Origin of the sequence: Parabacteroides sp. AF18-52, from assembly GCF_003479145.1 — a bacterium.
Taxonomy (GTDB): Bacteria; Bacteroidota; Bacteroidia; order Bacteroidales; family Tannerellaceae; genus Parabacteroides; species Parabacteroides faecis.
Genome location: NZ_QUGR01000001.1, coordinates 421,788 through 448,051, shown reverse-complemented (window position 1 = coordinate 448,051; position 26,264 = coordinate 421,788). Strand labels below are relative to the sequence as shown.

23 protein-coding genes are annotated in these 26,264 nt (G+C 45.3%); 12 read left to right on the top strand and 11 right to left on the bottom strand.

All coding sequences use genetic code 11. The features are described from left to right. Positions 1–7: 7 nt before the first annotated feature. The 5 genes from lpdA to DWX23_RS01805 all read left to right on the top strand — a co-directional run bounded on the left by lpdA (position 8) and on the right by DWX23_RS01805 (position 6,373). Positions 8–1,357 (top strand): dihydrolipoyl dehydrogenase, encoded by a 1,350-nt coding sequence (gene lpdA, locus DWX23_RS01825; RefSeq protein WP_122373183.1) that lies wholly within the window; start codon positions 8–10, stop codon positions 1,355–1,357. Further along, positions 1,357–2,100: a biotin/lipoate A/B protein ligase family protein gene (locus DWX23_RS01820; protein WP_122373182.1), complete on the top strand. Its 744-nt coding sequence runs from the start codon at positions 1,357–1,359 to the stop codon at positions 2,098–2,100. Before lpdA ends, DWX23_RS01820 begins: the two co-directional genes overlap by 1 nt. A 113-nt stretch (positions 2,101–2,213) precedes the next feature. After that, positions 2,214–3,590, top strand: a complete 1,377-nt coding sequence (locus DWX23_RS01815) for a dihydrolipoamide acetyltransferase family protein (protein WP_122373181.1) — start codon at positions 2,214–2,216, stop codon at positions 3,588–3,590. Between the two features lie 18 nt (positions 3,591–3,608). After that, entirely contained in the window at positions 3,609–5,639 is a 2,031-nt protein-coding gene (locus tag DWX23_RS01810; protein WP_122373180.1) for a thiamine pyrophosphate-dependent enzyme, read from the top strand. A gap of 191 nt (positions 5,640–5,830) precedes the next feature. Further along, on the top strand, positions 5,831–6,373 hold the full coding sequence (locus DWX23_RS01805; RefSeq protein WP_122373179.1) for a flavodoxin: 543 nt from the start codon (positions 5,831–5,833) through the stop codon (positions 6,371–6,373). 69 nt (positions 6,374–6,442) lie between these two features. Here the strand turns inward: DWX23_RS01805 and DWX23_RS01800 are convergent, their stop codons facing one another. Both DWX23_RS01800 and DWX23_RS24840 read right to left on the bottom strand, forming a co-directional pair. After that, positions 6,443–7,969, bottom strand: coding sequence for an alpha-L-fucosidase (locus DWX23_RS01800; protein WP_122373178.1), 1,527 nt, complete (start codon positions 7,967–7,969; stop codon positions 6,443–6,445). Between the two features lie 22 nt (positions 7,970–7,991). Beyond that, positions 7,992–8,150 carry a hypothetical protein gene (locus DWX23_RS24840; RefSeq protein WP_158607039.1) on the bottom strand — a complete coding sequence of 53 codons (159 nt, stop codon included), beginning with the start codon at positions 8,148–8,150 and terminating at the stop codon, positions 7,992–7,994. 108 nt (positions 8,151–8,258) lie between these two features. On the opposite strand from DWX23_RS24840, the gene DWX23_RS01795 reads away from it, so the two are divergent. After that, positions 8,259–9,077, top strand: coding sequence for an AraC family transcriptional regulator (locus DWX23_RS01795; RefSeq protein WP_122373177.1), 819 nt, complete (start codon positions 8,259–8,261; stop codon positions 9,075–9,077). 82 nt (positions 9,078–9,159) lie between these two features. Here DWX23_RS01795 and DWX23_RS01790 read toward each other — a convergent pair whose 3' ends face one another. From DWX23_RS01790 to DWX23_RS01770, 5 genes are read right to left on the bottom strand one after another with little or no spacing between them, the layout of a single operon-like run. Then, entirely contained in the window at positions 9,160–9,531 is a 372-nt protein-coding gene (locus DWX23_RS01790; RefSeq protein ID WP_122373478.1) for a YbaN family protein, read from the bottom strand. A 2-nt stretch (positions 9,532–9,533) separates the two neighbouring features. Further along, the gene (gene fmt / locus DWX23_RS01785; protein WP_122373176.1) at positions 9,534–10,508 is read right to left on the bottom strand and encodes a methionyl-tRNA formyltransferase; all 975 of its coding nucleotides are present in this window, start codon (positions 10,506–10,508) and stop codon (positions 9,534–9,536) included. 3 nt (positions 10,509–10,511) lie between these two features. Then, complete coding sequence (locus DWX23_RS01780; RefSeq protein ID WP_122354461.1) at positions 10,512–12,296, bottom strand: chloride channel protein; 1,785 nt, start codon at positions 12,294–12,296, stop codon at positions 10,512–10,514. A 1-nt stretch (position 12,297) separates the two neighbouring features. After that, positions 12,298–13,698, bottom strand: a complete 1,401-nt coding sequence (locus tag DWX23_RS01775; protein ID WP_122373175.1) for a sugar transferase — start codon at positions 13,696–13,698, stop codon at positions 12,298–12,300. A gap of 2 nt (positions 13,699–13,700) precedes the next feature. Further along, positions 13,701–14,261: an L-threonylcarbamoyladenylate synthase gene (locus tag DWX23_RS01770; protein ID WP_122373174.1), complete on the bottom strand. Its 561-nt coding sequence runs from the start codon at positions 14,259–14,261 to the stop codon at positions 13,701–13,703. A 329-nt stretch (positions 14,262–14,590) separates the two neighbouring features. Here DWX23_RS01770 and recJ point away from each other — a divergent pair, with 329 nt between their 5' ends. The 4 genes from recJ (at position 14,591) to DWX23_RS01750 (ending at position 20,920) form a co-directional block, all read left to right on the top strand. Then, positions 14,591–16,315: a single-stranded-DNA-specific exonuclease RecJ gene (gene recJ / locus DWX23_RS01765; RefSeq protein WP_122354464.1), complete on the top strand. Its 1,725-nt coding sequence runs from the start codon at positions 14,591–14,593 to the stop codon at positions 16,313–16,315. Between the two features lie 9 nt (positions 16,316–16,324). Next, positions 16,325–18,280 (top strand): ATP-dependent DNA helicase RecQ, encoded by a 1,956-nt coding sequence (locus tag DWX23_RS01760; RefSeq protein WP_122354465.1) that lies wholly within the window; start codon positions 16,325–16,327, stop codon positions 18,278–18,280. 67 nt (positions 18,281–18,347) lie between these two features. Next, positions 18,348–19,649, top strand: coding sequence for an ABC transporter permease (locus DWX23_RS01755; protein WP_122373173.1), 1,302 nt, complete (start codon positions 18,348–18,350; stop codon positions 19,647–19,649). An 8-nt stretch (positions 19,650–19,657) separates the two neighbouring features. Next, positions 19,658–20,920, top strand: coding sequence for an ABC transporter permease (locus DWX23_RS01750; RefSeq protein ID WP_122373172.1), 1,263 nt, complete (start codon positions 19,658–19,660; stop codon positions 20,918–20,920). A 147-nt stretch (positions 20,921–21,067) separates the two neighbouring features. On the opposite strand, the gene DWX23_RS01745 is transcribed toward DWX23_RS01750, so the two are convergent. After that, on the bottom strand, positions 21,068–21,985 hold the full coding sequence (locus tag DWX23_RS01745; RefSeq protein ID WP_122354468.1) for a ThuA domain-containing protein: 918 nt from the start codon (positions 21,983–21,985) through the stop codon (positions 21,068–21,070). 192 nt (positions 21,986–22,177) lie between these two features. On the opposite strand from DWX23_RS01745, the gene DWX23_RS01740 reads away from it, so the two are divergent. Both DWX23_RS01740 and DWX23_RS01735 read left to right on the top strand, forming a co-directional pair. After that, on the top strand, positions 22,178–22,903 hold the full coding sequence (locus tag DWX23_RS01740) for an SDR family oxidoreductase (RefSeq protein WP_122373171.1): 726 nt from the start codon (positions 22,178–22,180) through the stop codon (positions 22,901–22,903). Positions 22,904–23,015: 112 nt separating this feature from the next. Continuing rightward, complete coding sequence (locus tag DWX23_RS01735; RefSeq protein ID WP_122354470.1) at positions 23,016–24,668, top strand: amino acid permease; 1,653 nt, start codon at positions 23,016–23,018, stop codon at positions 24,666–24,668. Positions 24,669–24,671: 3 nt separating this feature from the next. Here DWX23_RS01735 and DWX23_RS01730 read toward each other — a convergent pair whose 3' ends face one another. From DWX23_RS01730 to DWX23_RS01720, 3 genes are all read right to left on the bottom strand, one after another. Next, complete coding sequence (locus DWX23_RS01730) at positions 24,672–25,061, bottom strand: GtrA family protein (RefSeq protein ID WP_122354471.1); 390 nt, start codon at positions 25,059–25,061, stop codon at positions 24,672–24,674. 32 nt (positions 25,062–25,093) lie between these two features. Then, positions 25,094–25,477 (bottom strand): DUF3859 domain-containing protein, encoded by a 384-nt coding sequence (locus DWX23_RS01725; RefSeq protein ID WP_122354472.1) that lies wholly within the window; start codon positions 25,475–25,477, stop codon positions 25,094–25,096. A 61-nt stretch (positions 25,478–25,538) separates the two neighbouring features. Next, positions 25,539–26,261 carry a LytTR family DNA-binding domain-containing protein gene (locus tag DWX23_RS01720; RefSeq protein ID WP_122373170.1) on the bottom strand — a complete coding sequence of 241 codons (723 nt, stop codon included), beginning with the start codon at positions 26,259–26,261 and terminating at the stop codon, positions 25,539–25,541. Between the last annotated feature and the right edge of the window lie 3 nt (positions 26,262–26,264).

Genomic DNA, 26,264 nt, shown 5'->3' with positions numbered 1-26,264 from the left:
AAAGGTTATGAAATATGACATAGCCATTATCGGAGGAGGTCCCGCCGGCTATACAGCCGGTGAACGGGCCGCCGAGAATGGATTAAAAACAATACTCTTTGAAAAGAATGCCATTGGCGGAGTCTGCCTGAACGAAGGTTGTATTCCTACCAAGACATTATTATATTCAGCAAAAATACTGGATAGCATAAAGAGTGCCTCCAAATATGGAATACAGGCAGATGATAACCCGGGGTTCGACCTCGGTAAGATCATCGCACGAAAAAATAAGACCGTAAAGAAACTGACGCTGGGCGTGAAAGCCAAATTGAACGGGAACGGTGTAACAATCGTGCAGGGTGAAGCTTTGATCCGGGGAGAAGAAGAGGGATACATCCTGATCCAATGCGGTGAAGAAGTATTTGCGGTAAAAAGCATTTTGCTCTGTACCGGTTCGGAAACCGTCATTCCACCGATAAAAGGACTGTCGGATATTGCCTACTGGACATCGAGAGAAGCTCTGGGCATAAAAGAACTACCCCGTTCGGTTGCCATTATTGGCGGCGGAGTGATCGGCATGGAATTTGCCTCCTTTTTTAACAGCATGGGTGTAAAAGTGAAAGTCATTGAGATGATGCCCGAAATACTCGGTGCGATGGATAAGGAAATATCCGCCATGCTCCGGGCAGAATACACCAAAAGAGGTGTTGAGTTCTTTCTTGAAACCAAGGTTATTGAAGTCACTTCCGACAGCGTGATCGTTGAAAAAGACGGAAAGACGGAAACGATCGAAGCAGATAAAATACTGGTCAGTGTCGGACGAAAAGCCAATACAGCGAATCTGGGTCTTGAAACCCTAGGCATCGAACTCTTGCGGAACGGCGTAAAAGTAAATGAATACATGCAAACCTCCCACCCCAATGTCTATGCCTGCGGAGACGTCACCGGTTTCTCCATGCTGGCCCATACGGCATACAGGGAAGCGGAAGTTGCCATCAATCATTTGCTGGGACATGACGACCGGATGAGTTATAATGCGATTCCGGCTGTCGTTTACACCAATCCGGAAGTCGCCAGTGTCGGGAAAACGGAAGAAGAGTTGCTGGCTGCCGGCAATATATATAATGTAGTAAAGATACCGATGACCTATTCCGGCCGTTTTATGGCAGAGAACGAAGGAATCACCGGCTTATGCAAACTGATCACCGATACGGACGACCGTATCATCGGTTGCCAACTGCTGGGAAACCCCGCTTCCGAAATCATTATTACAGCCGGTATCGCTATCGAAAACGGTTTCACGACGGAAGAGTTCAAAAAGAATATCTTTCCCCATCCGACAGTCGGGGAAGTCATTCACGAAAGTTTATATATGTAATGCTCTGCATTCATAACCCCCATACAGACGCCTGGTTCAATCTGGCAGCAGAAGAGTATCTTCTGAAGAATTTCTCTGAAGACATTTTCATGTTATGGCAGAATGAACCGGCCGTTGTTATCGGTAAATATCAAAATATATGGGCGGAAGCAGATCTTGAATATGCCGGACAAAAGCAAATAAAACTGGCGCGCCGTTACTCCGGCGGAGGTGCCGTATATCACGACATGGGCAATCTGAACCTTTCTTTTATAGAAAACAGCAGTCAGATCCGCCCGACCGGATTTACCAACAGCATCATAGATTTCCTGGAGACTTACGGTTTGCATGCCTGCTCCGACGACAGACAGGGCTTGACTATTGACGGTCTGAAAGTATCCGGTAGCGCACAAGCCATCCATAAACGGAGGATGCTGCACCATGCCACTCTTTTGTTTTCCACCGATCTGGAAACGCTCGAACATGTGCTTTGTCCATCGATAGAATATACTACCGGACATGATACGGCAGCCCGTCCCTATTTCGTTCCGTCGGTAAAAAGTCCGGTGACCAATCTGTGCGGCAAACTGCCTGTCCCCATCACCATCGACAAATTCAAGCAGTCTTTGCTGGCTTATTTCTCTGCGCGCAGCACAGCCTTCCGACCATACAAATTCACAGACCAGGACCTGGAGGAGATTCGGTTGTTAAGGAATAAAAAATATGCTGACGAAAACTGGATATTCAATACTTACACCCTGTAATATAGAACTTTCCGTATCTCTTCCTTGTTCCATTATAACAATAGAACAGACCGAAATATTCACGGTCGATTTATTTATCCGGCGATAACAAAAAGAAATAAATTAATTATACTATGGCTACATTCGAAATAAAAATGCCCAAACTGGGCGAAAGTATTACAGAAGGAACCATTATTTCCTGGTCTGTAAAAACAGGTGATTTCATCAAAGAAGACGATGTACTTTTCGAAGTAAGTACGGCAAAGGTCAGTGCGGAAATACCTTCCCCCGTTGCCGGAAAAGTACTTGAAATATTATTCCAGGAAGGTGACACGGTTGCAGTAGGTACAACAGTTGCAATAATCCTGCTGGAAGGTTCGGAAGAAGAGGATGCACCCGATCATACAGCTTCAGAACAAAAAGTTGAAAAAGGAACGACAGCCGCTGCTCCTGCCGGGAATAGCAACACGATATCTTCGGCACCGGTGCCTAAAGCACAAGCCGCCCAGGAAGACGGGAGATGGTATTCGCCTGTCGTACTCCAAATGGCCCGCGAAGCCAATTTGTCGCAAGAGGAACTGGATCAGATTCCCGGAACAGGTTACATGGGACGTTTGAGCAAAAAAGATATGAAAGATTACCTATCCGGAAAGAAGAATACCGCTTCGGGAACGCAAGCGCAGCAGCCCTCACAAGCTGTACCGGCCAGCAAACCGGAAGCTGCTCCACATAGCAAAGCAGCTTCAGCAACTCCGGTTACTTCTGCCCCATCCGCTCCGGCTTCTGCTCCGTCAGTACCCGTATCGGCAAACGGCGAGGACAAAATAGTCGAGATGGATCGTGTCGGCCGGATCATTGCTGATCATATGGTCATGTCGAAGAACGTCTCACCTCATGTCACAACGGTTGTGGAAGTAGATGTAACCAAACTGGTTCAATGGCGCTCCCGCACAAAGGATGCATTCCGGAAACGCGAAGGTATCAGTCTGACCTATATGCCGGCCATCACGGAAGCGACAGCTAAAGCTCTAGCCGAATTTCCGCAGGTTAACGCCTCTGTCAACGGCTATCAGATCATTCTGAAAAAGCATATCAATGTAGGAATAGCAGTTTCACTGGATGACGGCAACCTGATTGTCCCGGTCGTACGTGATGCCGACAAGCTGAATCTGAACGGCCTTGCCGTTGCCATCGATTCTCTGGCCAATAAAGCACGTGCCAATAAACTTGCGCCGGATGATATACAAGGAGGAACTTTCACGATCACTAACTTCGGTACATTCAAGAACCTGTTTGCCACTCCGATCATCAATCAACCGCAGGTGGCCATCCTGGGTGTCGGTTATATAGAAAAGAAACCGGCTGTCATTGAAACACCTGAAGGCGACACGATCGGAATACGCCATAAGATGTATCTGTCCCTGTCATACGACCATCGTCTTATCAACGGTGCTTTGGGCGGTGCTTTCCTGCGCTACATTGCCGATTATCTGGAAAACTGGAATCTTTAATAATTAAATTACTCAAACATGAAAAAGTACGATATAAAGACTACGGATAAAGAAACCCTGAAAAAGTGGTTCTATCTGATGACACTTGGCCGGGCTCTCGACGAAAAGGCCCCTGCCTACCTGCTACAATCGTTAGGTTGGTCATATCATGCTCCATACGCCGGACATGACGGGATTCAACTTGCGATCGGGCAGGTTTTCAAAAAGGGAGAAGATTTCCTGTTCCCCTATTACCGGGACATGCTCACGGTATTATCGGCCGGAATGACTCCGGAAGAAATTATACTGAACGGTATCTCTAAGGCGACCGACCTGACTGGTGCCGGACGGCATATGTCGAACCATTTCGCCAAAACGGAGTGGAACATAGAAAATATCTCTTCCGCAACAGGTACACACGACCTGCATGCGGCTGGTGTCGGACGTGCGATGGTTTACTACAAACACAAAGGAGTTGCTATCACTTCCCACGGTGAATCCGCCACTTCCGAAGGTTTCGTGTATGAAGCGATAAACGGTGCCAGCACGGAACGCCTGCCGGTTATCTTTGTTATTCAGGACAACGGTTACGGCATTTCTGTTCCGAAGGAGGATCAGACAGCTAACCGAAAGGTGGCCGACAACTTCTCCGGTTTCAAAAACCTGAAGATTATCCATTGTAACGGTAAGGACGTATTCGACTCCATGAATGCCATGACGGAAGCAAAAGAATATGCCCTGAACCGTACACCGGTAATCGTACAGGCAAACTGCGTCCGTATCGGTTCACATTCCAATTCGGATAAACATACTTTATACCGCGATGAAAACGAGCTGAACTATGTAAAGGCAGCCGATCCTTTGTACAAATTCCGCCGTATGCTTCTCCGTTACAAACGATTTACGGAAGAAGAACTGAAGGAGATAGAAGACAAAGCAAAGAAAGACCTGAGCGCAGCCAACCGGAAAGCATTGGCCGCACCCGATCCGGATCCTGCCACAGTCACTGACTTTGTTTTGCCCGAGCCTTATATCCCTACCAAATATACGGACGGCATACACGATGAAAACGGAGAAAAAGAAACATTGGTCACCGCCATCAACAAAACACTGAAAGCAGAATTCCGTCACAACCCGGACACGTTTATCTGGGGACAGGATATTGCCAACAAAGAGAAAGGCGGCGTTTTCAATATCTCAAAAGGAATGCAGCAAGAGTTCGGCGATGCCCGTGTCTTCAATGCCCCGATTGCCGAAGACTATATCGTCGGTACGGCTAATGGCATGTGCCGTTTCGATCCTAAAATCCATGTTGTAATAGAAGGGGCCGAATTTGCCGATTACTTCTGGCCCGCAGTAGAACAGTATGTGGAATGTACCCACGAATACTGGAGAAGCTACGGACGGTTCACTCCCAACATCACGCTTCGTCTGGCTTCCGGAGGTTATATCGGAGGAGGTTTATATCACTCCCAGACTATCGAAGGGGCGCTGACTACGTTGCCCGGTGCACGGATCGTCTATCCTTCTTTTGCCGATGATGCTGCCGGTTTACTCCGGACGAGCATGCGGTCGAAAGGCTTCACCCTGTTTCTCGAACCGAAAGCTTTATATAATGCAGTTGAAGCATCTGCCGTCGTTCCCGATGATTTTGAAGTCCCATTCGGCAAGGCACGCATCCGCCGGGCAGGCGACGATATGAGTATTATTACATATGGTAATACCACTCATCTCTGCCTGAATGTTGCCGAACGGTTACAGAGAGAGCATAACAGGAATGTCGAAGTGATCGATCTCCGTTCGCTTATTCCGTTGGATAAAGAGACTATTTTTGAATCCGTTAAAAAGACCAGTAAAGTACTGATCGTACATGAAGACAAAGTGTTCTCTGGTTTTGGAGCCGAAATTGCCAGTATGATCGGTGCTGAGTTGTTCCAATATCTGGATGCCCCTATACAGCGTGTCGGTTCGATCTTTACCCCCGTCGGATTCAATCCGATACTCGAGAAGGCTATCCTTCCCAATGAGGAGAAGATATATAAGGCGGCTAAAGAACTATTGGAGTATTAAGATAATCAGAAAGGCAGTACCTGGTAATGCCACTATTATGGCACGACTCTGCCAAGGTAATGGCATAACTCTGCCATAGGTATGGCACAACTCTGCCAATACAGTGGCAGAGTCTTTTGGTCAGGACAAAACCAATCCTTTGTTACGGGTTCAGGTCTGATAAGATTAGAAACAATTAATAAAAACAAGCAATGAAAAAGATAGGATTATTTTACGGGACTGCTACAGCTAAGACTGCTGCAGTTGCCCAAAAGATAAAGGAAGCGTTCGGAGAAGATATTGTCGATATAATTCCGGTAGAACGTTCCGATGAAAAGGAGTTTAATGCATACGACCATATCATTGCAGGCTCATCCACCTGGTTTGACGGAGAATTGCCGACATACTGGGACGAGACCCTCCCCGAACTGGCAACGCTCGACCTGAAAGGGAAGGAAGTCGCCCTCTTCGGACTGGGTGACCAAAAGAAATATCCGGATAATTTTGCCGATGGAATCGGTATTCTGGCAAGAGCATTTACCGAACGAGGGGCTACCCTGATCGGTAAAACATCGATAGATGGTTACCATTTCAGCCGTTCCGAAGCCGTCGAAAACGGACAATTCCTCGGCCTGGTGATAGATATAGAAAACCAATCCGATAAAACGAACGAAAGGATACGGAAATGGGTGAAACAAATAAAGACAGAGTTCGAGAAAGGCGCGCCTTCTTCCGATGAAGAATTTAATTGTTGAGCCGATAAAATAAATCTCCCGGTGAATGTTCTCTTTACGAGAACAATCAACCGGGAGATCATTATTTAATTATTTTTGTTCCTCTTCAGAAGCCTTATAGAATCCGATCTCCGATAATTGAGGAAGATCTCTCGACTCCGAAACCACAATACGGACTTTATTGCATCGGACAGGGGCAAACCGTAGAATCCGTTTATATCCGACAGTTGTCCCTTCTGTTACCATTTGCCAGGTATCGCCTACCTGACATTCCAGTGTAAAGCGTTCGATCCGTTGACCTTCCGTTATATTTTCCTGTAAAAGAAGGCGGTCGAACTCCTCTTCCCCTTCAAAGGATATTTCTATCGTATTTGTTTTTCCGGAACCTTGCCAATAGGTTTCCAGCCTGCCATCAGTCAAATCTCCGATTTCACCGGTAGACGAAACAGCTTTCTTCAACAGATTCTTTTCAAATGTCTTTCCCAGTATCCGCTTCATATTCATTAATGAAGAAATGTCATTCTCATGGATCAATCCCCGTTTGTCAGGAGGCAGGTTCAATAGCAGCAACGAGTTCTTCCCTATCGAACTGTAATAGATATCGATCAACTTTTGAGGCGTTTTCACCGAAGTATCTTCTGATGCATGGTAATACCAACCCGGACGGATCGAAACGTCTACTTCGGATGGATACCAGATCACTCCCCTGGCATCAGCCAATAAAGTACGGCTTCCCAAATCCTGTGCCATCTTATCTCCTTCCGGCAGGAAAGTACCGCTGCCGGTTTCTTGCTGGGACGACTCCGCAATAGCTGTCAGGCTGGATACTGCTGCCGGCAATACACTCCACTCCGTATCACGTCCGTAACCGCTTTCCGTTCCTACCCATCTCACATCCGGCCCCATAACAGCAATGACAGCCTGAGGTTGCAAGCGACGGATCAGTTCATAATAACGCATGAAATCATATTCCTGTTTTTTCCCGTTCGGCCCTTCACCACAGGCTCCGTCAAACCATACTTCGTCAACACGGCCATATTGCGTCAACAACTCTGTAAGCTGGTTGACAAAATAATCATTATATTGCTCCGTTCCATAATCCGGATGATTCATATCCCAGGGAGAAAGATAAACGGCAAACTTCAGGCCGTATTCCTTACAGGCATCAGCTACTTCACGAACCAGGTCACCCTGCCCGTCTTTCCAGGGAGTAGATGCTACCGAGAAATCGGTATATGCCGAAGGCCATAGACAGAAACCATCGTGATGCTTACAGGTCAGCAGAATCATTTTCATGCCCGCGTCTTTCGCTGTCCGTGCCCATTGCCTGGCATCGAGTTCTGTCGGATTGAAGACAGACGGATCTTCTTTTCCCGTTCCCCACTCTGCATCGGTAAAGGTGTTTACACCATAGCAGATGAAACAGGTAAACTCCATCTGCTGCCATTCCAGCTGACGGTCGGAAGGTACGACATGAGCTGCCAAACGGGCCTTTTCATCCGCCGTAACTCCTTCCGGGAACAGGCAGGAGGTGACATATATTTCTTTCTGTTGGTTCCCACAGGATAATAAAGAACAGAAAGCAAGTCCCAATAATAAGTTATTCAAATTTTTCATATAGTAATTTCCGGTTCATTTGTTATTCCTGATCATCTCTCCTACTTCCTGAAGTACCTTCCGGTCTGTTTCTCGGATCATCATGAGGTCCACCCGTCCATTCTTTCTTCCGGCCACAACCACTGAACAGTAAAGACAAGATCATACACCAGAGATACAGATTCCCAACTATTGTTTTCATGATGTTAGAATTAGAATTTAGTACCGGCAAAAATAAATAATCCGTTTTATATACTCATTGTATAATTTTTGGCTATTATTGTAGAATCTTATTCCAGACTATAACATTATGATCCATTTAAACCATACAATCGATGTGCTTACCGGAGGAACTTATTCAGGCAACAGTTCATGGAATAAAAAGCATTCGGACATAGATAACTGTTTCAAGCTATACCAGATCACAGACGGAGAACTGTTCCTTACCGATGAAAACGGGGAATTTCTACTGGAAAGCGGAAATCTATACTTTATTAACGGTAGTAAACTGGTATCGCAACAATGCAGGAAATCGTTCTCTACGCATTGGCTGCATTTCATTCCCAAAGATATAATTCTTCATCATAGTCTGCTGGCAATGCCTTTAGTCGTTAATTTCGCAGATACATTGGAAATGGTTGCCGGGGCATTACCCCATATAGAAATACTGATCTCCTCCGCACATACCTCCGGCAGAGAATATCTTCTGGAATCATTACGCATGCAAACCGGTATTCAGGCAATGATCGTATCTTTGCTGGAGCAGCATTCATGGACTTCTCCACGCGAGATTTATTCTATCCATACGATAGAACCGGCCATTTCATATATCAAGGAACATTTCACCGAACCAATTCGCTTAAAGCAACTGGCCGATTGTTGTAATATCTCACCGAACTACTTCCATAAGATATTTTCAAAGGCATTGCAGACGACTCCGGCAAACTATATTTCTTTATTACGAATGAATGCGGCACTCCCTCTGTTGCTCAACAATGAATATAATATAAAAGAGATCGCTTACCGGTTAGGATTCTATGACGATGCTTACTTCTCACGTGTGTTCAAAAATCATTATGGCATAACACCCGGTGAATACAGGAAAAGAAGAAAAGAATTATTATTCTGAAACAACGGTATGATGTCCGTTCTGAAAATATATATGGTTTGAAGGCAAAACACCTATGTTTTAGAAGCGAATCATATATGTTTTATTTCTTGGTAGGGAATGACAGGATATGCCAACTGACTCCGATACTGATCAGGATCAGCAGGATCTTCACCCAAAGAATATCGACGAGAAAAAGAGAGGTAAAAATAGCAGACAGCCACATCACTGCTACGGAAATGATCTTTGAACGTAACGGGATTGCCTTATCTACCAAATAATTCCGGATGTAAGGTCCGAAATGGCGGTTGCTCATCACCCTGTTGTATAACTTCTCGGAACTCCGGATATAAAACCAACAAGTGAGCAACCAGAAAGGAGTAGTCGGGAGCAACGGAACGAATATGCCTATTGCTCCCAGTATCAGGAAAAAAGAACCCAGTATTATATAGATAATGCGTCTGGTTCCTTTCATCATTATTCTACGGTATAATCCCCGATTTGTTTGAATCCGTTCAGGAAGTCTTTTACTTCCATCCGTTTTTTACCAGCTAATTGCACCGCCAACAGACGGATGTAACCATCTTCTACGGCGATATCGATATAGCTTTTGGCATCCGTATGTATCGTACCGGTAACCAGATCATGCGAAGCCGGATGCTTTTCAGTCTTATAAACTTTCAATGCCATACGGCTTCCATCGGGAGCTACCAGCTCTGTCCATGCTGCAGGATACGGAGAAAGACCACGGATAAAATCATATATCTTCTTCAACGGCTGGTTCCAATCGATCCGGCAGGTATCCTTGAATATCTTCGGGGCCGGGCGCAGTTCGGCCGCATCCTTAAAGAACTCTTCCTGGGGAACGGCATCCACTTTCCCTTCCAGCAGCAGATCTACCGTTTCTGTTACCAGGCCGGCACCTATGGCCATCAAAGCATCGTGTACGACACCGACATCATCCGTATCGGCAATCGGCAGATGTTTCTGGCGGATGATCTTTCCGGTATCTATTTCATGTGTCAGGAAAAAAGTTGTCACACCTGTTTCCGTATCACCGTTAATCACAGCCCAGTTGATAGGAGCCGCCCCGCGGTATTGCGGCAGCAAAGAAGCATGCAGATTGAATGTGCCGAAACGAGGCATATCCCAGACAACTTCCGGCAACATACGGAAAGCTACCACGATCTGCAAATCTGCTTTCAATGCACGCAGTGCATCGAGAAAAACTTCATCTTTCAGTTTCTCCGGTTGTAACACGGGAAGATTCTGCGACAAAGCATATTCTTTCACCGGACTTGCCTGCAGGACACTTCCATGACGTCCGACCGGTTTATCCGGCATAGTGATTACTCCTACTACATTATATCCGCCTTCCACCAAGGCACGCAGGCTCTCCACGGCGAAATCGGGAGTGCCCATATACACAATCCGTAACTCTTTTTTTTCCATCTTTTAATCTCCTGAAAAGTTTTCTACCAATACTTCGCGGTATGAATTAAATATCTTTGATTTCGACATAAAGCCGACATAACGTCCTTCTTCATCCACTACCGGCAAGTTCCATGCTTTCGTATCGTCAAAGATACCCATGATTTGTTCCATCGGTGTCCCGATCTGTATCTTTGCCGGAGCCGATACCATGAACTTAGAGACATGAAATCTGTTATATAACTCCGGACGGAACATAATGTTGCGAATGTTATCCAATAATACAATTCCCAGCAAAACACCCTTTTCATCGACAACCGGGAATGTATTTCGTCCGCTCTTTGCAATCACCTTGACCATATCTCCCAATGACATCTCCGGTGAAACGACCTGAAAGTCTTTCTCTATTACACTGTCCGTATTCAACAAAGTCAGGACGGCACGGTCTTTATGATGGGTAAGCAATTCGCCCTTTTGTGCCAGACGCATTGAATAGATACTATGAGGTTCAAACATGAGAATTGTCAGATACGAGCTGATAGAAACGATCATTAACGGAAGGAAAAGATCGTATCCACCGGTAAGTTCCGCAATCAGGAACACACCTGTTAGCGGAGCATGCATGACTCCCGACATGATTCCGGCCATCCCCAGCAGGGCAAAATTCTTTTCTGAAATATACATGGTAAACGGAAAGTAATTGGAGGTATGTGCAAAGAGAAAACCGGAAATACATCCCAGGTACAAGCTAGGTGCAAAAATACCACCACATCCGCCACCGGCATTAGTCGCACTGGAGGCGAACACCTTTGTCAGCAGGATCAGGAACAGAAACACGATAATTCCCCAATAAGTATCATTCAGGTCATAAAACAAACTCTTGTCCATGATATGGGAAAATTGTCCGTTCAGCAGTGAACCGATCGTATCGTATCCTTCACCGTATAACGGCGGGAACAGGAAGATAAGAACGCTCAGCATGACACCGCCCAGCAGGAACTTCTTCCAGTAAACACCCAGTTTACGGTACATACCTTCCACCCGGTTCATCACCCGTGTAAAATACAAAGAAACCAATCCACAGAAAACTCCCAGTAATAATACATACGGAATACGTTCTATCTCAAACACTTCTGTCTGCGAGAATTTAAACATGGCCTCCGTACCTGTAAAGATATAGGAAACCGTAGCCGCTGTCACTGAAGAGATCAGCAAAGGCAACACCGATGTCATGGTCAGGTCGAGTAATAACACCTCGATCACAAATACCAATCCCGCGATCGGGGCCTTAAAGATACCGGCAATCGCACCGGCAGCCCCACAACCAACCAACAGCATCAACGTCTTCTGCTCCATACGGAACAGACGCCCCAGATTGGAACCGATAGCCGCTCCCGTCAATACGATCGGGGCCTCCGCTCCTACTGATCCACCGAAACCGATCGTGACCGAACTGGCTACAATGGAAGTCCAGGTGTTATGTGGCTTGATACGGCTCTTACGCTGCGAAATGGCATACAGGATCTTTGTCACCCCATGACTGATATCGTCACGTACGATGTATTTTACGAATAATCCTGCCAGCAATATACCGATCACCGGATAAAGCAGATACAGGTAGTTCACTCCGCTCACATCGAAATTGCCGGTAAGAAGATGTTGTATCAGATGAATTAACTGTTTCAGGATAATTGCGGACGCAGCCGTACATATCCCGACCAGAAAACTGATCACCAAAATAAAATGCTTTTCTTTTATATGCTTGTCCCGCCAGAGCAGGAACCTGTAAAATAAACCTTCTTTTGCCATTTCAAATACCTTTACCTGTAAACACCGTTTTCACCGTATAAATCAAAATTGTTATATCCAGCACTAACGACATATTTTCGTAATATAATATATCATATCTTAAACGTTCTATCATCTTATCGACATCATTGGCATAACCGTATTTCACCATTCCCAACGAGGTTATACCTGGCTTTACGTTATGCAACAGATAGTAATAAGGCGCTTTTTTCACGATTTGATCGATAAAATACTTCCTCTCCGGACGCGGACCGACAATCGACATGTCGCCTTTCAGTACATTCCAGAACTGGGGGAACTCATCCAACCGATATTTCCTTAAAAGATGACCGAACGGAGTGATCCGTTTGTCTTTTTCCGATGAAAGCAAAGGACCGTTATCTTCCGCATCGGTATACATTGTCCGGAATTTATAGATATAAAAAGGCTTCCCCATATATCCGATTCGTTCCTGCCGGAAGAACACCGGTCCTGGCGAATCTTTCTTCACCCGCCAGGTTATGTAAAGATACATCGGCGAGAGTATCAACAGTACCAATACAGACAATACTTTGTCCATCACAAACTTAATGTTCTTTTCAACCGACGACAGGTTATTCTCTGTCACGTTCACCAACGGGATACCTCTGATCGTCTTTATCTTCACTTGCGACAACATGCTCAACTTATCTGCCAGCACCTTGATCGGCAATTTGTAATGATAAAGCGAATACAGGATCGTAAGTTGCTTTTTGTCGTCTTCCGTTTCAGCAGCCAGTACCAGTTCATCGATCTTCTTGTCGGTTACGACCGATGGCAAATCAGATAATCCTCCGGCAATCTCATTCTTTTCCACAAGTACAGGAGTCGTATCGTCTTCGGGGATAAAACCTGATATATGGTATCCCAGCCGATAAAGATCACCCGCAATATGGGCTGCTCTCTTTCCTGCACCGATAATCAAAACTTTCGTTGCCCATTTCCGGCTCTTTATCTTTCGTATGCCACTTTGTGTAATTACCAGACGTGGTATATAGGTCATCAGAAACTGTAATCCGAAGAAAGAGAAAAACAGTTCATAATAGACATGGAAAGAACGCGGCAGGTCATTCAACACCACCACAAAGAAAATAAATACCACCCCGATCAGCACTGTCACAAAAGTCGAGAACAACTCTGTTAATCTTGACTTGGCCAGCCATTTATTGTAATAACCCGAGAAATAATACAAAGCCAGCCAAAAGAACGGAATGATCAACTGTCCTTTTATAACCGGAGTATAACTCAGATAGTTAGCAAAAGAGGTTGCCCCCTCATACACAGCCATCTCTTCATAGCGAAGCCAGTTAAATAAAAACCAGGCGACCGCTGCCGATACAAAATCCGATAATATGTATTTTGCTGCCTGTCTGTTTCTTTTCATTATTACCTGATCACCTGAATAAGACCTCCGGCACCCAACTTAAGTATGTTCGACGGTTGCGCCTTGCTCGTATCATCCTGGCGGTAAGAAACGATGTAATCGACGCCATTCTTTACCACCTCGGACACTTCAGAGAAATTAGCTGGAGAAAGATCTCCGCTCACATTGGCAGAAGTAGAGACCAACGGTTTACGGAAGCGTTCGCATAACTGACGCGAAAATTCTTCATTGGTTATACGTATACCGACACTACCGTCATCTGCCAACAGGTTTTTTGCCAGATTCTTCGCATTGGAATAAATGATTGTCAGTGGCTTATCTGCCACTTCGATCAGATCCCAGGCAATATCCGGAATATCGTTCACGTACATATTTAATTTGGCTGAACTATCCATCAGGACCAGCATAGCCTTATTGTCTGCTCTTTTCTTTAATTCGTACACACGCTGCACGGCCTTCTCATTGGTCGCATCGCAACCAATTCCCCAGATTGTATCTGTCGGATAGAGAATTATCCCTCCCGCCTGCATTACTTCACAGGCCTTTTTTATATCTTCCGTCATTGTTTTTTAAAATATTGTGACAAATATACAGGTTTATTTTCCAACTAACGATATAAACCGAAAATAATTATATATCACCTTCACTGCTTTCTGTTTATCACAGAGACGGTACGAATCTACGGAAGAAAACATAAACCTGCCATTCTTCATATCCTGAAAGGAAAGTCAGTTTTTTTATTGTTAATATTTCATCGTACCCACCGATATTCTCCATTTTAATTTCTAACTTTACGGGTTCAAAAGAAACAGGGAGTTAACTCCGATGATAATGTGATTCAATCGACACATTATCTGTGATAAGAGAGAAAAAAGAAAAAAAACAATATATAATGATTAACAGATGGAATTTTCAAACCCCTACAGAAGAAGAATTACGTAAGAGAGATGCACTGGCAGCCGAAATCGGTTTCAGCCCGGTCATCTGCCTGCTGCTTGTTCAGAGAGGGATCACGACGGCTGAAGAGGCCAGAAAATTCTTTAAACCCAGCTTGAACGACCTGCACGACCCGTTCCTTATGCCGGATATGGATAAGGCGGTGAAACGGTTGAACAGGGCATTGGGAAATAAAGAGAAGATTCTGATTTACGGCGATTATGACGTGGACGGTACAACAGCCGTATCACTTGTGTACAAGTATCTAAGACCCTATTCTTCGTCCCTGGATTATTATATCCCGGACCGTTACGATGAAGGATACGGCATTTCTTACAAGGGGATCGATTATGCCTCCGAAAACGGAGTCTCATTAATTATTTCACTCGATTGCGGAATCAAGGCAATCGAAAAGATTGAATATGCCAAAGGCAAAGGCATCGATTTTATCATCTGCGACCACCATATGCCGGATGATACACTGCCGGATGCAGTGGCTGTGCTGGATGCAAAACGGGTGGATTCGATCTATCCGTATGACCATCTGTCGGGTTGCGGCGTAGGTTTCAAATTCATGCAGGCTTTTGCCAAAAGCAATAATTTCCCTTTCTCGGAACTGGAAAAACTACTGGAGTTGACAGCTGTCAGCATAGCCTCCGATATCGTGCCTATCACCGGCGAAAATCGTATCCTGGCTTATTACGGACTAAAGCAACTGAACAGTAACCCGAGCCTGGGACTGAAAGGTATCATCGATATCTGCGGACTTACCGGGAAAGATATTACGATCAGCGACATCGTTTTCAAGATCGGCCCACGTATCAACGCATCCGGACGCATGATGAACGGAAAGGAAGCTGTAGACCTGTTACTGGCGAAAGATGTGGAATCGGCCCGTGAAAAGAGCGAAAACATCAATCAATACAATGACGAACGCCGGGAACTGGATAAAAAGATTACCGACGAAGCGAATGCTATCATCGATGATTTCGCCAATATGGAAGACCGGAAGGCAATCGTCGTTTATAATCGCGGTTGGCATAAAGGCGTGATCGGTATCGTCGCTTCCCGCTTGACGGAAAAATACTACCGCCCGGCAGTCGTTCTGACCAAATCATCCGAACTGATCACCGGTTCCGCCCGTTCGGTTACGGGTTTCGATATCTACAAGGCTATTGAGAATTGCCGTGACCTGCTGGAGAATTTCGGAGGACACACATACGCCGCCGGTCTTTCCCTGAAAGAGGAAAACCTGGATGCCTTTACCGAACGTTTCCTGAAACTGGCTGCCGATGAAATCATTCCGGAACAGATGACACCGCAAATCGATATCGATGCGGTACTGGACCTGAAAGATATCAATACCAAATTTATGAGTGAACTAAAGAAAATGAATCCTTTCGGTCCAGACAACCAGAAACCTGTGTTTTGCTCGCTGAACGTGAAAGATTACGGAACAAGCAAACTGGTCGGAAAGGAACTGGAGCACATCAAACTGGAACTGATAGACGACAAGTCGAACACACCGATCCACGGTATCGCTTTCGGAATGCATCAACACAGTACCCATATTAAAGGTATGAAGCCTTTCAATATCTGCTACACGATCGAGGAAAATACGTATAACGGTAACACGACCTTACAACTCATGGTTAAAGACATAAAGGTCGATGACATATGAAGGAAACCGGTGGACGTCTACCATAAGATATTAGAGAAGTATTGGGGATACCCTGCTTTTCGTCCTTTACAGGAAGATATTATTCACTCCGTTTGCGAGGGAAAGGATACCCTTGGACTCATGCCGACAGGTGGAGGTAAGTCGATTACCTTCCAGGTGCCGGCATTGGTCATGGAAGGGATATGCATTGTCGTGACTCCTCTGATCGCCCTGATGAAAGACCAGGTCGACAATCTTCGCAGGCTGGGGATCAAAGCGACTGCTGTTTATTCGGGGATGACGCGACAGGAGATTATCGCCCAACTGGAGAATTGTATCTTCGGCGATTATAAGTTCCTGTATGTCTCTCCCGAACGGTTAGGTACCGATATATTCAAAAGCAAACTTCAGGCGATGAATGTCAACCTGCTGGTCATCGACGAAAGTCATTGTATCTCACAATGGGGATATGACTTCCGTCCCTCCTACCTGAGTATTGCCGATATTCGTGAAGAACTTCCCGGAGTACCGGTACTAGCCCTGACAGCAACAGCAACTCCGGAGGTCGTTAACGACATTCAGGAACGGCTGCATTTTAAAGAAAAGAATGTATTCCGAAAAAGTTTCGTACGGAAAAATCTGTCATACATCGTACGGCAGACAGAGGATAAGTTGAACTCTCTGATTTATATTCTGGGGAAAGTGCCCGGAACGGCAATCGTTTATGTGCGTAACCGGAAACGGACCAAAGAAGTGGCAGTCATGCTCCAACAAGCAGGTATTTCGGCAGACTTCTTCCATGCCGGACTCAACCGGGATGAAAAGAACCTGCGTCAAAGCCGTTGGAAAAACAATGAATGCCGGGTAATCGTATCGACAAACGCATTCGGTATGGGTATCGATAAACCGGACGTACGCCTGGTAGTCCATCTGGATATGCCCGGATCGCTGGAGGAATATTACCAGGAAGCGGGACGCGCCGGACGGGATGAACAAAGGGCTTATGCAGTCGCATTATGTTCTAATATAGATTGTACGAAACTAAAGAAACGGCTGGCCGACGAGTTCCCCGACAGGGATTTTATAAGCCGGGTCTATGATGCTTTAGGTAATTATTACCAGATAGCGATGGGCTTCGGACTGGATACGGTACACGACTTCTCGCTCGTCGATTTCTGCACGGCTTATAAGTTCTCGCATTTACAGGCACACCATGCTTTAAAAATACTGGAACTGGCCGGTTATATAGAATACACGGAAGAACAGGAGAATGCTTCGCGCCTTGTATTTACGGCTACACGTGACGAGCTTTACAGATATCTGCATCAGGATAAGAAAACGGACGAAGTAATACAATGTATCCTCCGTTCCTATACCGGGCTATTTTCTGATTATGTCTATATCAATGAGGGACTGATCTCTACACGTACCGGATTGAGTCAACAGGATATTTACGATGTACTGGTCGGACTATCCAAATACAGGATCGTAAATTATATCCCGCACAAGAAAACGCCGCTAATCATTTATACCCGGACCCGTGAAGAGGTCAAATACCTCTCCATCCCCCGGTCGGCTTATGAAGAGCGAAAGGAACGTTTTGAGAGCCGGATCAGCCGGGTTATGGCGTATATCAATGAAAACCGTATCTGCCGGAGCCGGATGCTGATCTCCTACTTCGGTGAAGAGGACCCTTCTGATTGCGGTTGTTGCGATGTCTGCCTGGCTAAAAACGATTCCGGCCTGAACAATCATACATTCAACGCCATTCGTGATGCCTTACTGGAAGCTTTGGCTGACGGCCCGGCAGAAGCTAAAAAGTTGATGGAAAACATCTCTTTTCCTTCTGACAAGATTATAACCGTAATTCGTTTCCTGGCTGACCATGATGATCGTTTTTCGCTGGAAGACGGTATATTAAGCCTTACGAAAATGAACACTCTGTCCGATAACGAACACTACGAAGCACAGCCTGAAGCTGAATAACAAGCTTTTATCTTTATGGCACAAACTTTGCTATTATGGATCGAGAACAATAATAACAAAGTCTTTTATGTATAAAGTCTATTTCAGGCAGGCAATGCAGATGCTAAGGCAAAACAAGTTCTTCAGCATCGTTTATATAACCGGTACCGGCCTGGCCATTACAATGGTCATGGTACTGGCTATTTTATATTACTTCCGCACAGCCGATATTGCCCCGGAAACCAATCGTGACCGGATGATGATCGTACAGCACGGAAAAGTAAATAATAAAAAAGGCCAGGGATACGGAAGCAGCAAACTATCTTACCCGACCATTAAAGAATGCTTTTACCGGATGCAGACACCGGAAGCTGTCACCGCCATTCTTCCTATAGGCGAACAAAGTGAATTCATACAGGTACAAGGAAACAATGATGTTTACAACGGACTTGTTATGGGTACGGATGCTGCTTTCTGGAAAGTTTTCCAGTTTAGCTTCTTGTCAGGGATACCCTACACGGAAGAAGAGTTCATCTCCGGAATTAAAAAGGCAGTGTTGAATGAATCACTTGCACGCAGACTGTTCAACACCTCCGATGCGGCAGGGAAAACATTTATGCTGAACTTTGAAGAATATATAGTCTCCGGCGTAGTAAAAGACATACCCTCCATCGCAAAATACAGTTACGCAGAGATGTGGATACCCTTTACTACCCGACCTTCACAAATTCAGGGAGGTAGTTGGTGCGATTATATATTGGGACATATGAAAGTTTGCATACTGGCAAAAAAGCCCGGTGACTTCGATGCCATCCGGCAGGAAGCCAAAGAACTTTGCCGCCGTTACAATACCACTACGGTTCAATACGACTTTGTTTTAAACAATCAGCCGGATACCGTATTCCATGCCTGGATGAGTGAAGGAGACTCCTTTAACAGTCCGGAATTATTGAAGATCTACCTGCAAATCATACTGATCATACTTCTGTTGTTGTTAGTGCCTTCCATTAACCTGACGGGCATGACTGCCTCACGGATGAAAAAGCGCATGGAAGAACTGGGTATCCGTAAGGCTTTCGGAGCTGAAAACAGAACATTACTTATGCAGATATTATATGAGAACCTGTTGCTTACTTTCCTGGGAGGACTGGCTGGGTTACTGGGGTCTTATATCCTGATCTATTTGTTGAAAGGATGGTTGCTCGGCAATTATAACTGGGACGGTAGCTCGCTGACCGCTTCTATCGACCTTTCTCCCGGCATGTTGATCAATCCGGCTATTTTCGGATACACATTGATCTTCTGCCTGGTCTTAAATCTGATGTCGGCTCTTGTCCCGGCCTGGCGTGCACTCAGACGACCGATTGTTGATGCTATAAACGATAAATAAACAGAACCATGATACAGCACCTTTTTAAACTAATATGGAAACAGCGCAGGCAAAATGCCTGGATCGCAGCCGAATTATTCCTGGTATTCATGTTACTATGGTATATCATGGATTACTTCATTACAATCGGATATACAGCATCCATAGAGAATGCCTACCATATCGAAGATACATATCAGGTACAACTTGCTACAGTTCCGGCAAGCAGTCCGAAATACATTCATTATGAAGAAGGAGAACAGATTGCTGCCGAACAGTATCTTTCCATCATCGAACGTATCCGGCAATATCCCCAGGTAGAAGCCGTCTGCCTGTCGAATATGAGTGTTCCCTACTGTCCGAGCTACAGAAATTTACCGATGGGGCCAGACACGACAAGTTTAAAGAACTGTCAATACCTGCAAGTCACCCCATCTTATTTCGAAGTATTCCGCATCGAACCTTTGAACGGAGGGGAACCATCTTCCCTGAAAGATGCCTTGACAGAAAAGAGCATCGTCATATCCCGTTTGATGGCAGAAAAAGTATTTCCCAAAGAACAAAATCCTAAAGGCAAGTCTGTTTTATGCGGAGGAAACGACGAGTTTTACCAGATAGGAGGCGTCTGCGGAGCAGTAAAACGAGATGACTACAGCCGGGAAGAAAGAGCCAATTATTTCTTGTTATCAAACTCCGATATTGTCGACTGGGGAGAAACGGCATTGGCAGACCTGGAGATAAGCATACGGGTTAAACCGGGATTGAACAAGCATAATTTCATCGAGAACTTCCAAAAGGATATGCGGGAACAACTGAATACCGGGAATTTCGTATTATACAAGGTTTCATCGTTTGAAGATTTGAGAGATACGCTCTATCTGACCAATGGGGTTACTGATGCCATTCGGTACCGGATAGCATTTATGGCATTCCTTATCTTTAATATATTCCTGGGGATCATCGGAACGTTCTGGTTCCGCAACGAATACAGAAAGCCGGAAATAGGTTTGCGTATAGCGATCGGTTCCACACGCCGTCAGATATTACAAATGATGATCGGCGAAGGATGGCTGTTAGTAAGCCTGGTGGGTATTCCGGCTGCCATCATCTGCATCAATATAGCAAAGATGGAGTTTATCGGTACGAATATCATGCCGGTCACTTTCTTCCGCATCTTTGCCAGTCTGATATCAACCTATCTCATCATGGTCGTCTTTATCACACTGGGAGCCTGGTATCCGGCCTACCTGTCGTCAAGAATAGCTCCGGCGGATACGCTACGGAGCGAATAAAGGATAAGATATTTTACCTGCCGGTCACCATCGCTTACCTTAACGATGACGGTCGGCAGGTTTTATAAAAAACGTCGGCAGATTTTCCGAAAAACATCGGCAGTTTGAACAAGCACCGACACAAAGCTTTACAGTAGGATATTTATCTTATTTCTTTTCTTTATAATCTTTCCGGTAACTGCATTGCGTTTCAGTCGGGAAATCTTTCGGGACTTTCTGGGTCACTTTTCCTGTTGCTGCCCATTCAGCCCCCCGTAGTAACAAGACCTGAAAACCTGTGCATTGCATAGCGGTATTATCTTCAACAGTAGCACCGGCATGTCCGAGCATCGTATGGAAGATACGGGCATTCCCATAATCGACGGTAAAGATCAACGGTTCCTCACGTCCCGAACCTCCTGTTTCCTTATCGGAATAAGCCGTATAAAGCAAATCGCCTATATTACCGGGACCACGCATACGGTCGTACAATTCATCTTGTGTATGACGCCATTTTAACGGTAATCCCTTCATTATAGGATTCTCTTTATTACGTCCGTTCAATACATATTCATGCTGACGGCCATGCGAACCGCCGGGACCCGCCGAACTGTCTTTGATCAGCTTTCCATCCTGCCAGTAGACATAGGGACCGGAATCTTCATTGCGTCCTTCCCATCCGCCCAGGGCACAGATCTTATTAAATTCCGGCCATTTGGAGAAAGCATTATCTGCTGCATGGTAAACAACCACTCCCCCGCCGTTCTGTACAAATTCCAGAAAACGCTTGTTTGTTTCTTCCGGCCATGAATCGCCATTATAATCCAACACGACCAATTCGTACGGGGTAAAATCCAGTACAAACCCCGACATGTCCTTCCCTTGAGAAGGCGACACTGCAAAATCAACGGAGAAACGACCGGAGTTTTCCAGTATCTGTTTTAACACGACATGGCTCACCTGCCAGTTGTGATTGTTCTGCCCGGTGATCAGCAACGTTTTGATTGGTTTGCGTGCAGACACTGAACAAACACAGAAAAAGGAGAGCAACACAACCAATAACTTTCCTAAGAATAAATGTTTCATGGTATAAAAATGGTTTAAAGATTTAGAACACAAATATAGTAATTATTGTATGAATGCCAATAAGTAATAGTTACTGATAACGAATGTATTTATTCTTTCAACAGGATAATCCCCTGCTATAAATAAAGAATGACTTTGAATTAATAAAGTTTTAGTTACATTTGTCCATCTATTATTTAAATAAAAGAAATCGTGAAAAGGATTGTGATCATCGGGGCAACTTCCGGTATCGGTTATGAAGTGGCAAAGATATACCGTCAGCTGGGTTGGCGTGTCGGAGTGGCAGGTCGTCGTTTGGAGCTGCTTGAGAAATTTAAAGAACAGGCCCCCGAACAGATAGAAATACAAGAACTTGATGTGACCCGGGCCGACGCTGTGGACAAGCTCCGTCAATTGATCGGAAAGTTGGGAGGCATGGACTTATTCCTTCTCAGTACAGGCATTGGAAGTCAGAATAGAGCATTAAATCCGGAGATAGAACTGGCAACCGTAAACACCAACGCCATCGGTTTCACCCGTATGGTCACTGCCGCTTTCAATTATTTCCGGGAAGAAGGCAAAGGGCATCTGGCTGTGATCAGTTCTATTGCCGGGACAAAAGGTCTGGGGGCCGCTCCTGCCTATTCTGCTACCAAACGTTTTCAGAATACCTATATCGATGCCCTGGCACAATTGGCAAAGATGGAGAAACTGCAGATCGATTTCACCGACATACGCCCTGGTTTTGTCAAAACAGATCTATTGAAGAACGATAAATATCCTCTATTGATGCGCCCGGAACGGGTAGCCCGGCGGATAGTACGGGCCTTGCAGCGGAAAAAGCGTAGTGCCATTATCGACTGGCGATATGTAGTCCTCGTCTTTTTCTGGAAGATGATCCCCGAATCTATCTGGGAACGTTTGTCCATTCAGAACTGAATTTGTATATTTTTCCTGTAATCCCTACCTTTGTCGCCAATTATCAAAAACAGAAGGAGAGCATTTCTTAATACATACTTTTGATATATCTTCTTATTAAACAAATTGAAAAATGGGATTATTTATAAAGAAACCGTTAGCCGCCTTGCAGGCGGAAGCCAACGAATCGGGTAGTAAAACACTTAAACGTGTACTAGGCCCCTGGAGCCTGGTTGCCCTGGGCGTTGGGGTTATTATCGGAGCCGGGCTATTCTCTATTACCGGGACCGTTGCTGCCGGATATACCGGACCTGCCATCACCTTATCATTCGCTATCGCTGCTCTAGGCTGCTGTTTTGCCGGATTATGCTATGCAGAATTTGCCTCCATGATTCCGGTTGCAGGAAGTGCCTACACCTATTCATATGCCACTATGGGAGAATTGATTGCCTGGATTATCGGCTGGGACCTGGTACTAGAATATACGGTCGCGGCCACAACGGTCAGCATCAGTTGGAGCCGGTATCTGGTTGTATTCCTCGAAGGACTGGGGATTCATCTGCCGCATGCTTTAACGGCTTGTCCGTGGGATGGCGGTATTGTCAATATCCCGGCTTTCCTGATCGTTGTCCTGATGAGCATTTTCCTGATCCGGGGAACGGAAGGAAGTTCTATCTTCAATGGGATTATCGTATTTCTGAAAGTATCGGTCGTGTTGGTCTTTGTCGCTTTAGGATGGAAGTATATCCAGACAGACAATTACGTTCCTTATATTCCGGCCAATACCGGTACTTTGGGAGAATATGGATTCTCGGGAGTTCTGCGTGGAGCTGCTATCGTATTCTTTGCCTTCCTCGGCTTCGATGCCGTATCGACTGCTGCACAGGAAGCTAAAAATCCGAAACGGGATATGCCTATCGGTATTCTTGTTTCGTTACTGGTCTGTACGATCCTTTACATGCTCTTTGCACATGTGATGACCGGAGTGGCGCACTACAGCCAGTTCAGCGGGCAGGAAGGTATCGCACCTGTTGCCGTAGCGATCTCTCACATGGGACATGCGGACGCTGCCGGAGTGATACAGCCGGATTATCCGTGGTTAAATAAAGCGATCGTACTGGCTATCCTGTTCGGTTACTGTTCGGTCATCATGGTTACGTTATTGGGGCAAAGCCGTGTATTCCTGAGTATGAGCCGCGACGGGTTGTTACCTCCGTTCTTCTCGCATATCAATGAAAAATTCCGCACTCCGGCACGCAGTAATTTTCTGTTTATGCTGCTGGTCGGATTGCTTGCTGCATTCGTTCCCGCACAGGTTGCAGGCGAAATGACCAGTATCGGAACATTGTTCGCTTTTACTTTGGTTTGTGCCGGTGTATTAGTGGTAAGAAAGACGATGCCGGATGTGCAGCGGGCTTTCAAGACACCGCTCGTACCGTTCGTGCCGGTAGCGGGTATCGTCACCTGTCTTTGTATGATGCTTTTCCTGCCTGCCGATACCTGGATACGTTTGGTGTTATGGATGCTTATCGGACTTGACATCTATGCTTGCTACGGTATCAAGCATAGCAAACTGGAATATATGCAACAGCATCGTAAAGGGAATCTGTCACTTAATATGATTGGGATAACATTGTCGGTATTATGTGTGATTACCGGGTTATGGCATCAGCAGACCGTCGGTTGGAATGAAAGCAAGGTTTTGCTGATCATTTCATTTGTCTTTGCTTTTACCCATTTGCCATTCTATATGATCAGGATATGGAAAGGGACGACACAAGCGTAAGGCTTATTTCTCTTTTTTTCTAAAGGTAAGCCGTCTGTTCATCGTGAAATTGACGGCTCCGTAAACAAACATGCCCAGGAATTGTGCCAGGTATTCATTCATGTCTCCGATCTCTACCATCAACAGCAGAGACAGGAACTGAAGGCCATAGGCACATCCGAAAGCAACGAGGAAAAGAGGAATCTCCCGCTCGAACTTTCCGCTACGGGAAGAGAATATCCAGTACTTGCTCCAGCAAAAGTTATTGATCAATGCAGCTACATATCCGGCAATGTTCGACCATAAGTAATTACAGCCGATGCCACTCATCAGCACCCAGATAACCAAGGCGGTAATAAGTGCATTCAGTGTCCCCACAATGATAAAACGAAATATCCGTACCGATTCTTTCATATCAATTTCCCACAGGCCAGTTCAGCCATCTATCAGAATATATTAAAACATTTACGAGCCACTTCCTTCCCCTTATAACTGACCACAAGCGTCCAGGTCCCCCGTTTATCATCGGCAGGTTCCCAGATCGTATCTCCCAGAAAAAACTCGAAATCGTTACTGTTCACAAAATAAGTACCCACAAACGGGGGCATCACCTTCCCATCTTCATCACAAAAAGGCGGATGATCTATACAATATTCCAGTATTTCACCTTTACCCTTTTTCACAGAAAGAATAAAACCAAACTCGACACCAAGCTCTGCCGGAATATCCAAAGTGTGTTTGATAATCTTAGGTAAATCCTTCGATCCACGATCCCAGGCTGTGTATAATCCATAACTCTTAATGGAGAAGACAGGAGCTATTTTAGGCATCTTACGTTAATTTTATTCATTTTTCCACCACAAATATACGTGATTTTAAAGAGAACGAAGCCTAATCCGCGGAATTATTCTTCATAAAAAACTTCTCGAAAAAGGCATCCCGGTAACTGTTGCCTATCGAAATTTCATACTTTCCGATGAACACGTCATTATTATCAAACGAATCAATATGGTCGGAATTAACGATATACGACTTGTTTGTCCGTAGAAAAACATCCTTCGGGAGCATCTCATGGATCGACTTCAGATTCATTTTCGTCACGATCCGCTGTTCGGGTGTCTGTATCACGACATAATCTTTCAGGCCTTCGATGAACAGGATATTTTTCAGCTGTATCCTGAAATAACGCCGCTCCGCTTTCACAAAGATATGATCGGCAGAGACCGATTCCACCTGGTTTTTGCTGTTGTCCGTTTTCAACAAAGAATGATAGGTATGGGCTTTCTGTACCGCCCGTTTGAAACGTTCGATCTCGATTGGCTTCACCAAATAGTCGATCGCATCCACTTCATAACTGTCGAGGGCATATTCCGCATAGGCGGTAATAAAGATCACGAGTGTTTCAGACGGGATTGTCCGGGCAAACTCCAAGCCGTTCACACCGGGCATCTTGATGTCGAGAAAGACCAGGTCGACCGGACTCGCCTGCATAAACTTACCCGCAGAAACAGCATCCCCGAAACTCCCGCACAAAGACAACGCCGGTGTATCCTGTACCAACAGTTGGATGGCCTTGCGGCCCAATGGTTCATCATCTACAATGATACAATTCATATA

What these genes read in the sequence shown, in the direction of transcription:
- fmt (WP_122373176.1), bottom strand. Translation starts at nt 10,508, where the DNA reads ATGGAAAAAAAAGAGTTACGGATTGTGTATATGGGCACTCCCGATTTC.
- DWX23_RS01735 (WP_122354470.1), top strand. Translation starts at nt 23,016, where the DNA reads ATGGGATTATTTATAAAGAAACCGTTAGCCGCCTTGCAGGCGGAAGCC.
- recJ (WP_122354464.1), top strand. Translation starts at nt 14,591, where the DNA reads ATGATTAACAGATGGAATTTTCAAACCCCTACAGAAGAAGAATTACGT.
- DWX23_RS01745 (WP_122354468.1), bottom strand. Translation starts at nt 21,985, where the DNA reads ATGAAACATTTATTCTTAGGAAAGTTATTGGTTGTGTTGCTCTCCTTT.
- DWX23_RS01770 (WP_122373174.1), bottom strand. Translation starts at nt 14,261, where the DNA reads ATGACGGAAGATATAAAAAAGGCCTGTGAAGTAATGCAGGCGGGAGGG.
- DWX23_RS01780 (WP_122354461.1), bottom strand. Translation starts at nt 12,296, where the DNA reads ATGGCAAAAGAAGGTTTATTTTACAGGTTCCTGCTCTGGCGGGACAAG.
- DWX23_RS01820 (WP_122373182.1), top strand. Translation starts at nt 1,357, where the DNA reads ATGCTCTGCATTCATAACCCCCATACAGACGCCTGGTTCAATCTGGCA.
- DWX23_RS01805 (WP_122373179.1), top strand. Translation starts at nt 5,831, where the DNA reads ATGAAAAAGATAGGATTATTTTACGGGACTGCTACAGCTAAGACTGCT.
- DWX23_RS01775 (WP_122373175.1), bottom strand. Translation starts at nt 13,698, where the DNA reads ATGAAAAGAAACAGACAGGCAGCAAAATACATATTATCGGATTTTGTA.
- DWX23_RS01750 (WP_122373172.1), top strand. Translation starts at nt 19,658, where the DNA reads ATGATACAGCACCTTTTTAAACTAATATGGAAACAGCGCAGGCAAAAT.
- DWX23_RS01790 (WP_122373478.1), bottom strand. Translation starts at nt 9,531, where the DNA reads ATGAAAGGAACCAGACGCATTATCTATATAATACTGGGTTCTTTTTTC.
- DWX23_RS01755 (WP_122373173.1), top strand. Translation starts at nt 18,348, where the DNA reads ATGTATAAAGTCTATTTCAGGCAGGCAATGCAGATGCTAAGGCAAAAC.
- DWX23_RS24840 (WP_158607039.1), bottom strand. Translation starts at nt 8,150, where the DNA reads ATGAAAACAATAGTTGGGAATCTGTATCTCTGGTGTATGATCTTGTCT.
- DWX23_RS01800 (WP_122373178.1), bottom strand. Translation starts at nt 7,969, where the DNA reads ATGAAAAATTTGAATAACTTATTATTGGGACTTGCTTTCTGTTCTTTA.
- DWX23_RS01730 (WP_122354471.1), bottom strand. Translation starts at nt 25,061, where the DNA reads ATGAAAGAATCGGTACGGATATTTCGTTTTATCATTGTGGGGACACTG.
- lpdA (WP_122373183.1), top strand. Translation starts at nt 8, where the DNA reads ATGAAATATGACATAGCCATTATCGGAGGAGGTCCCGCCGGCTATACA.
- DWX23_RS01795 (WP_122373177.1), top strand. Translation starts at nt 8,259, where the DNA reads ATGATCCATTTAAACCATACAATCGATGTGCTTACCGGAGGAACTTAT.
- DWX23_RS01720 (WP_122373170.1), bottom strand. Translation starts at nt 26,261, where the DNA reads ATGAATTGTATCATTGTAGATGATGAACCATTGGGCCGCAAGGCCATC.
- DWX23_RS01725 (WP_122354472.1), bottom strand. Translation starts at nt 25,477, where the DNA reads ATGCCTAAAATAGCTCCTGTCTTCTCCATTAAGAGTTATGGATTATAC.
- DWX23_RS01815 (WP_122373181.1), top strand. Translation starts at nt 2,214, where the DNA reads ATGGCTACATTCGAAATAAAAATGCCCAAACTGGGCGAAAGTATTACA.
- DWX23_RS01810 (WP_122373180.1), top strand. Translation starts at nt 3,609, where the DNA reads ATGAAAAAGTACGATATAAAGACTACGGATAAAGAAACCCTGAAAAAG.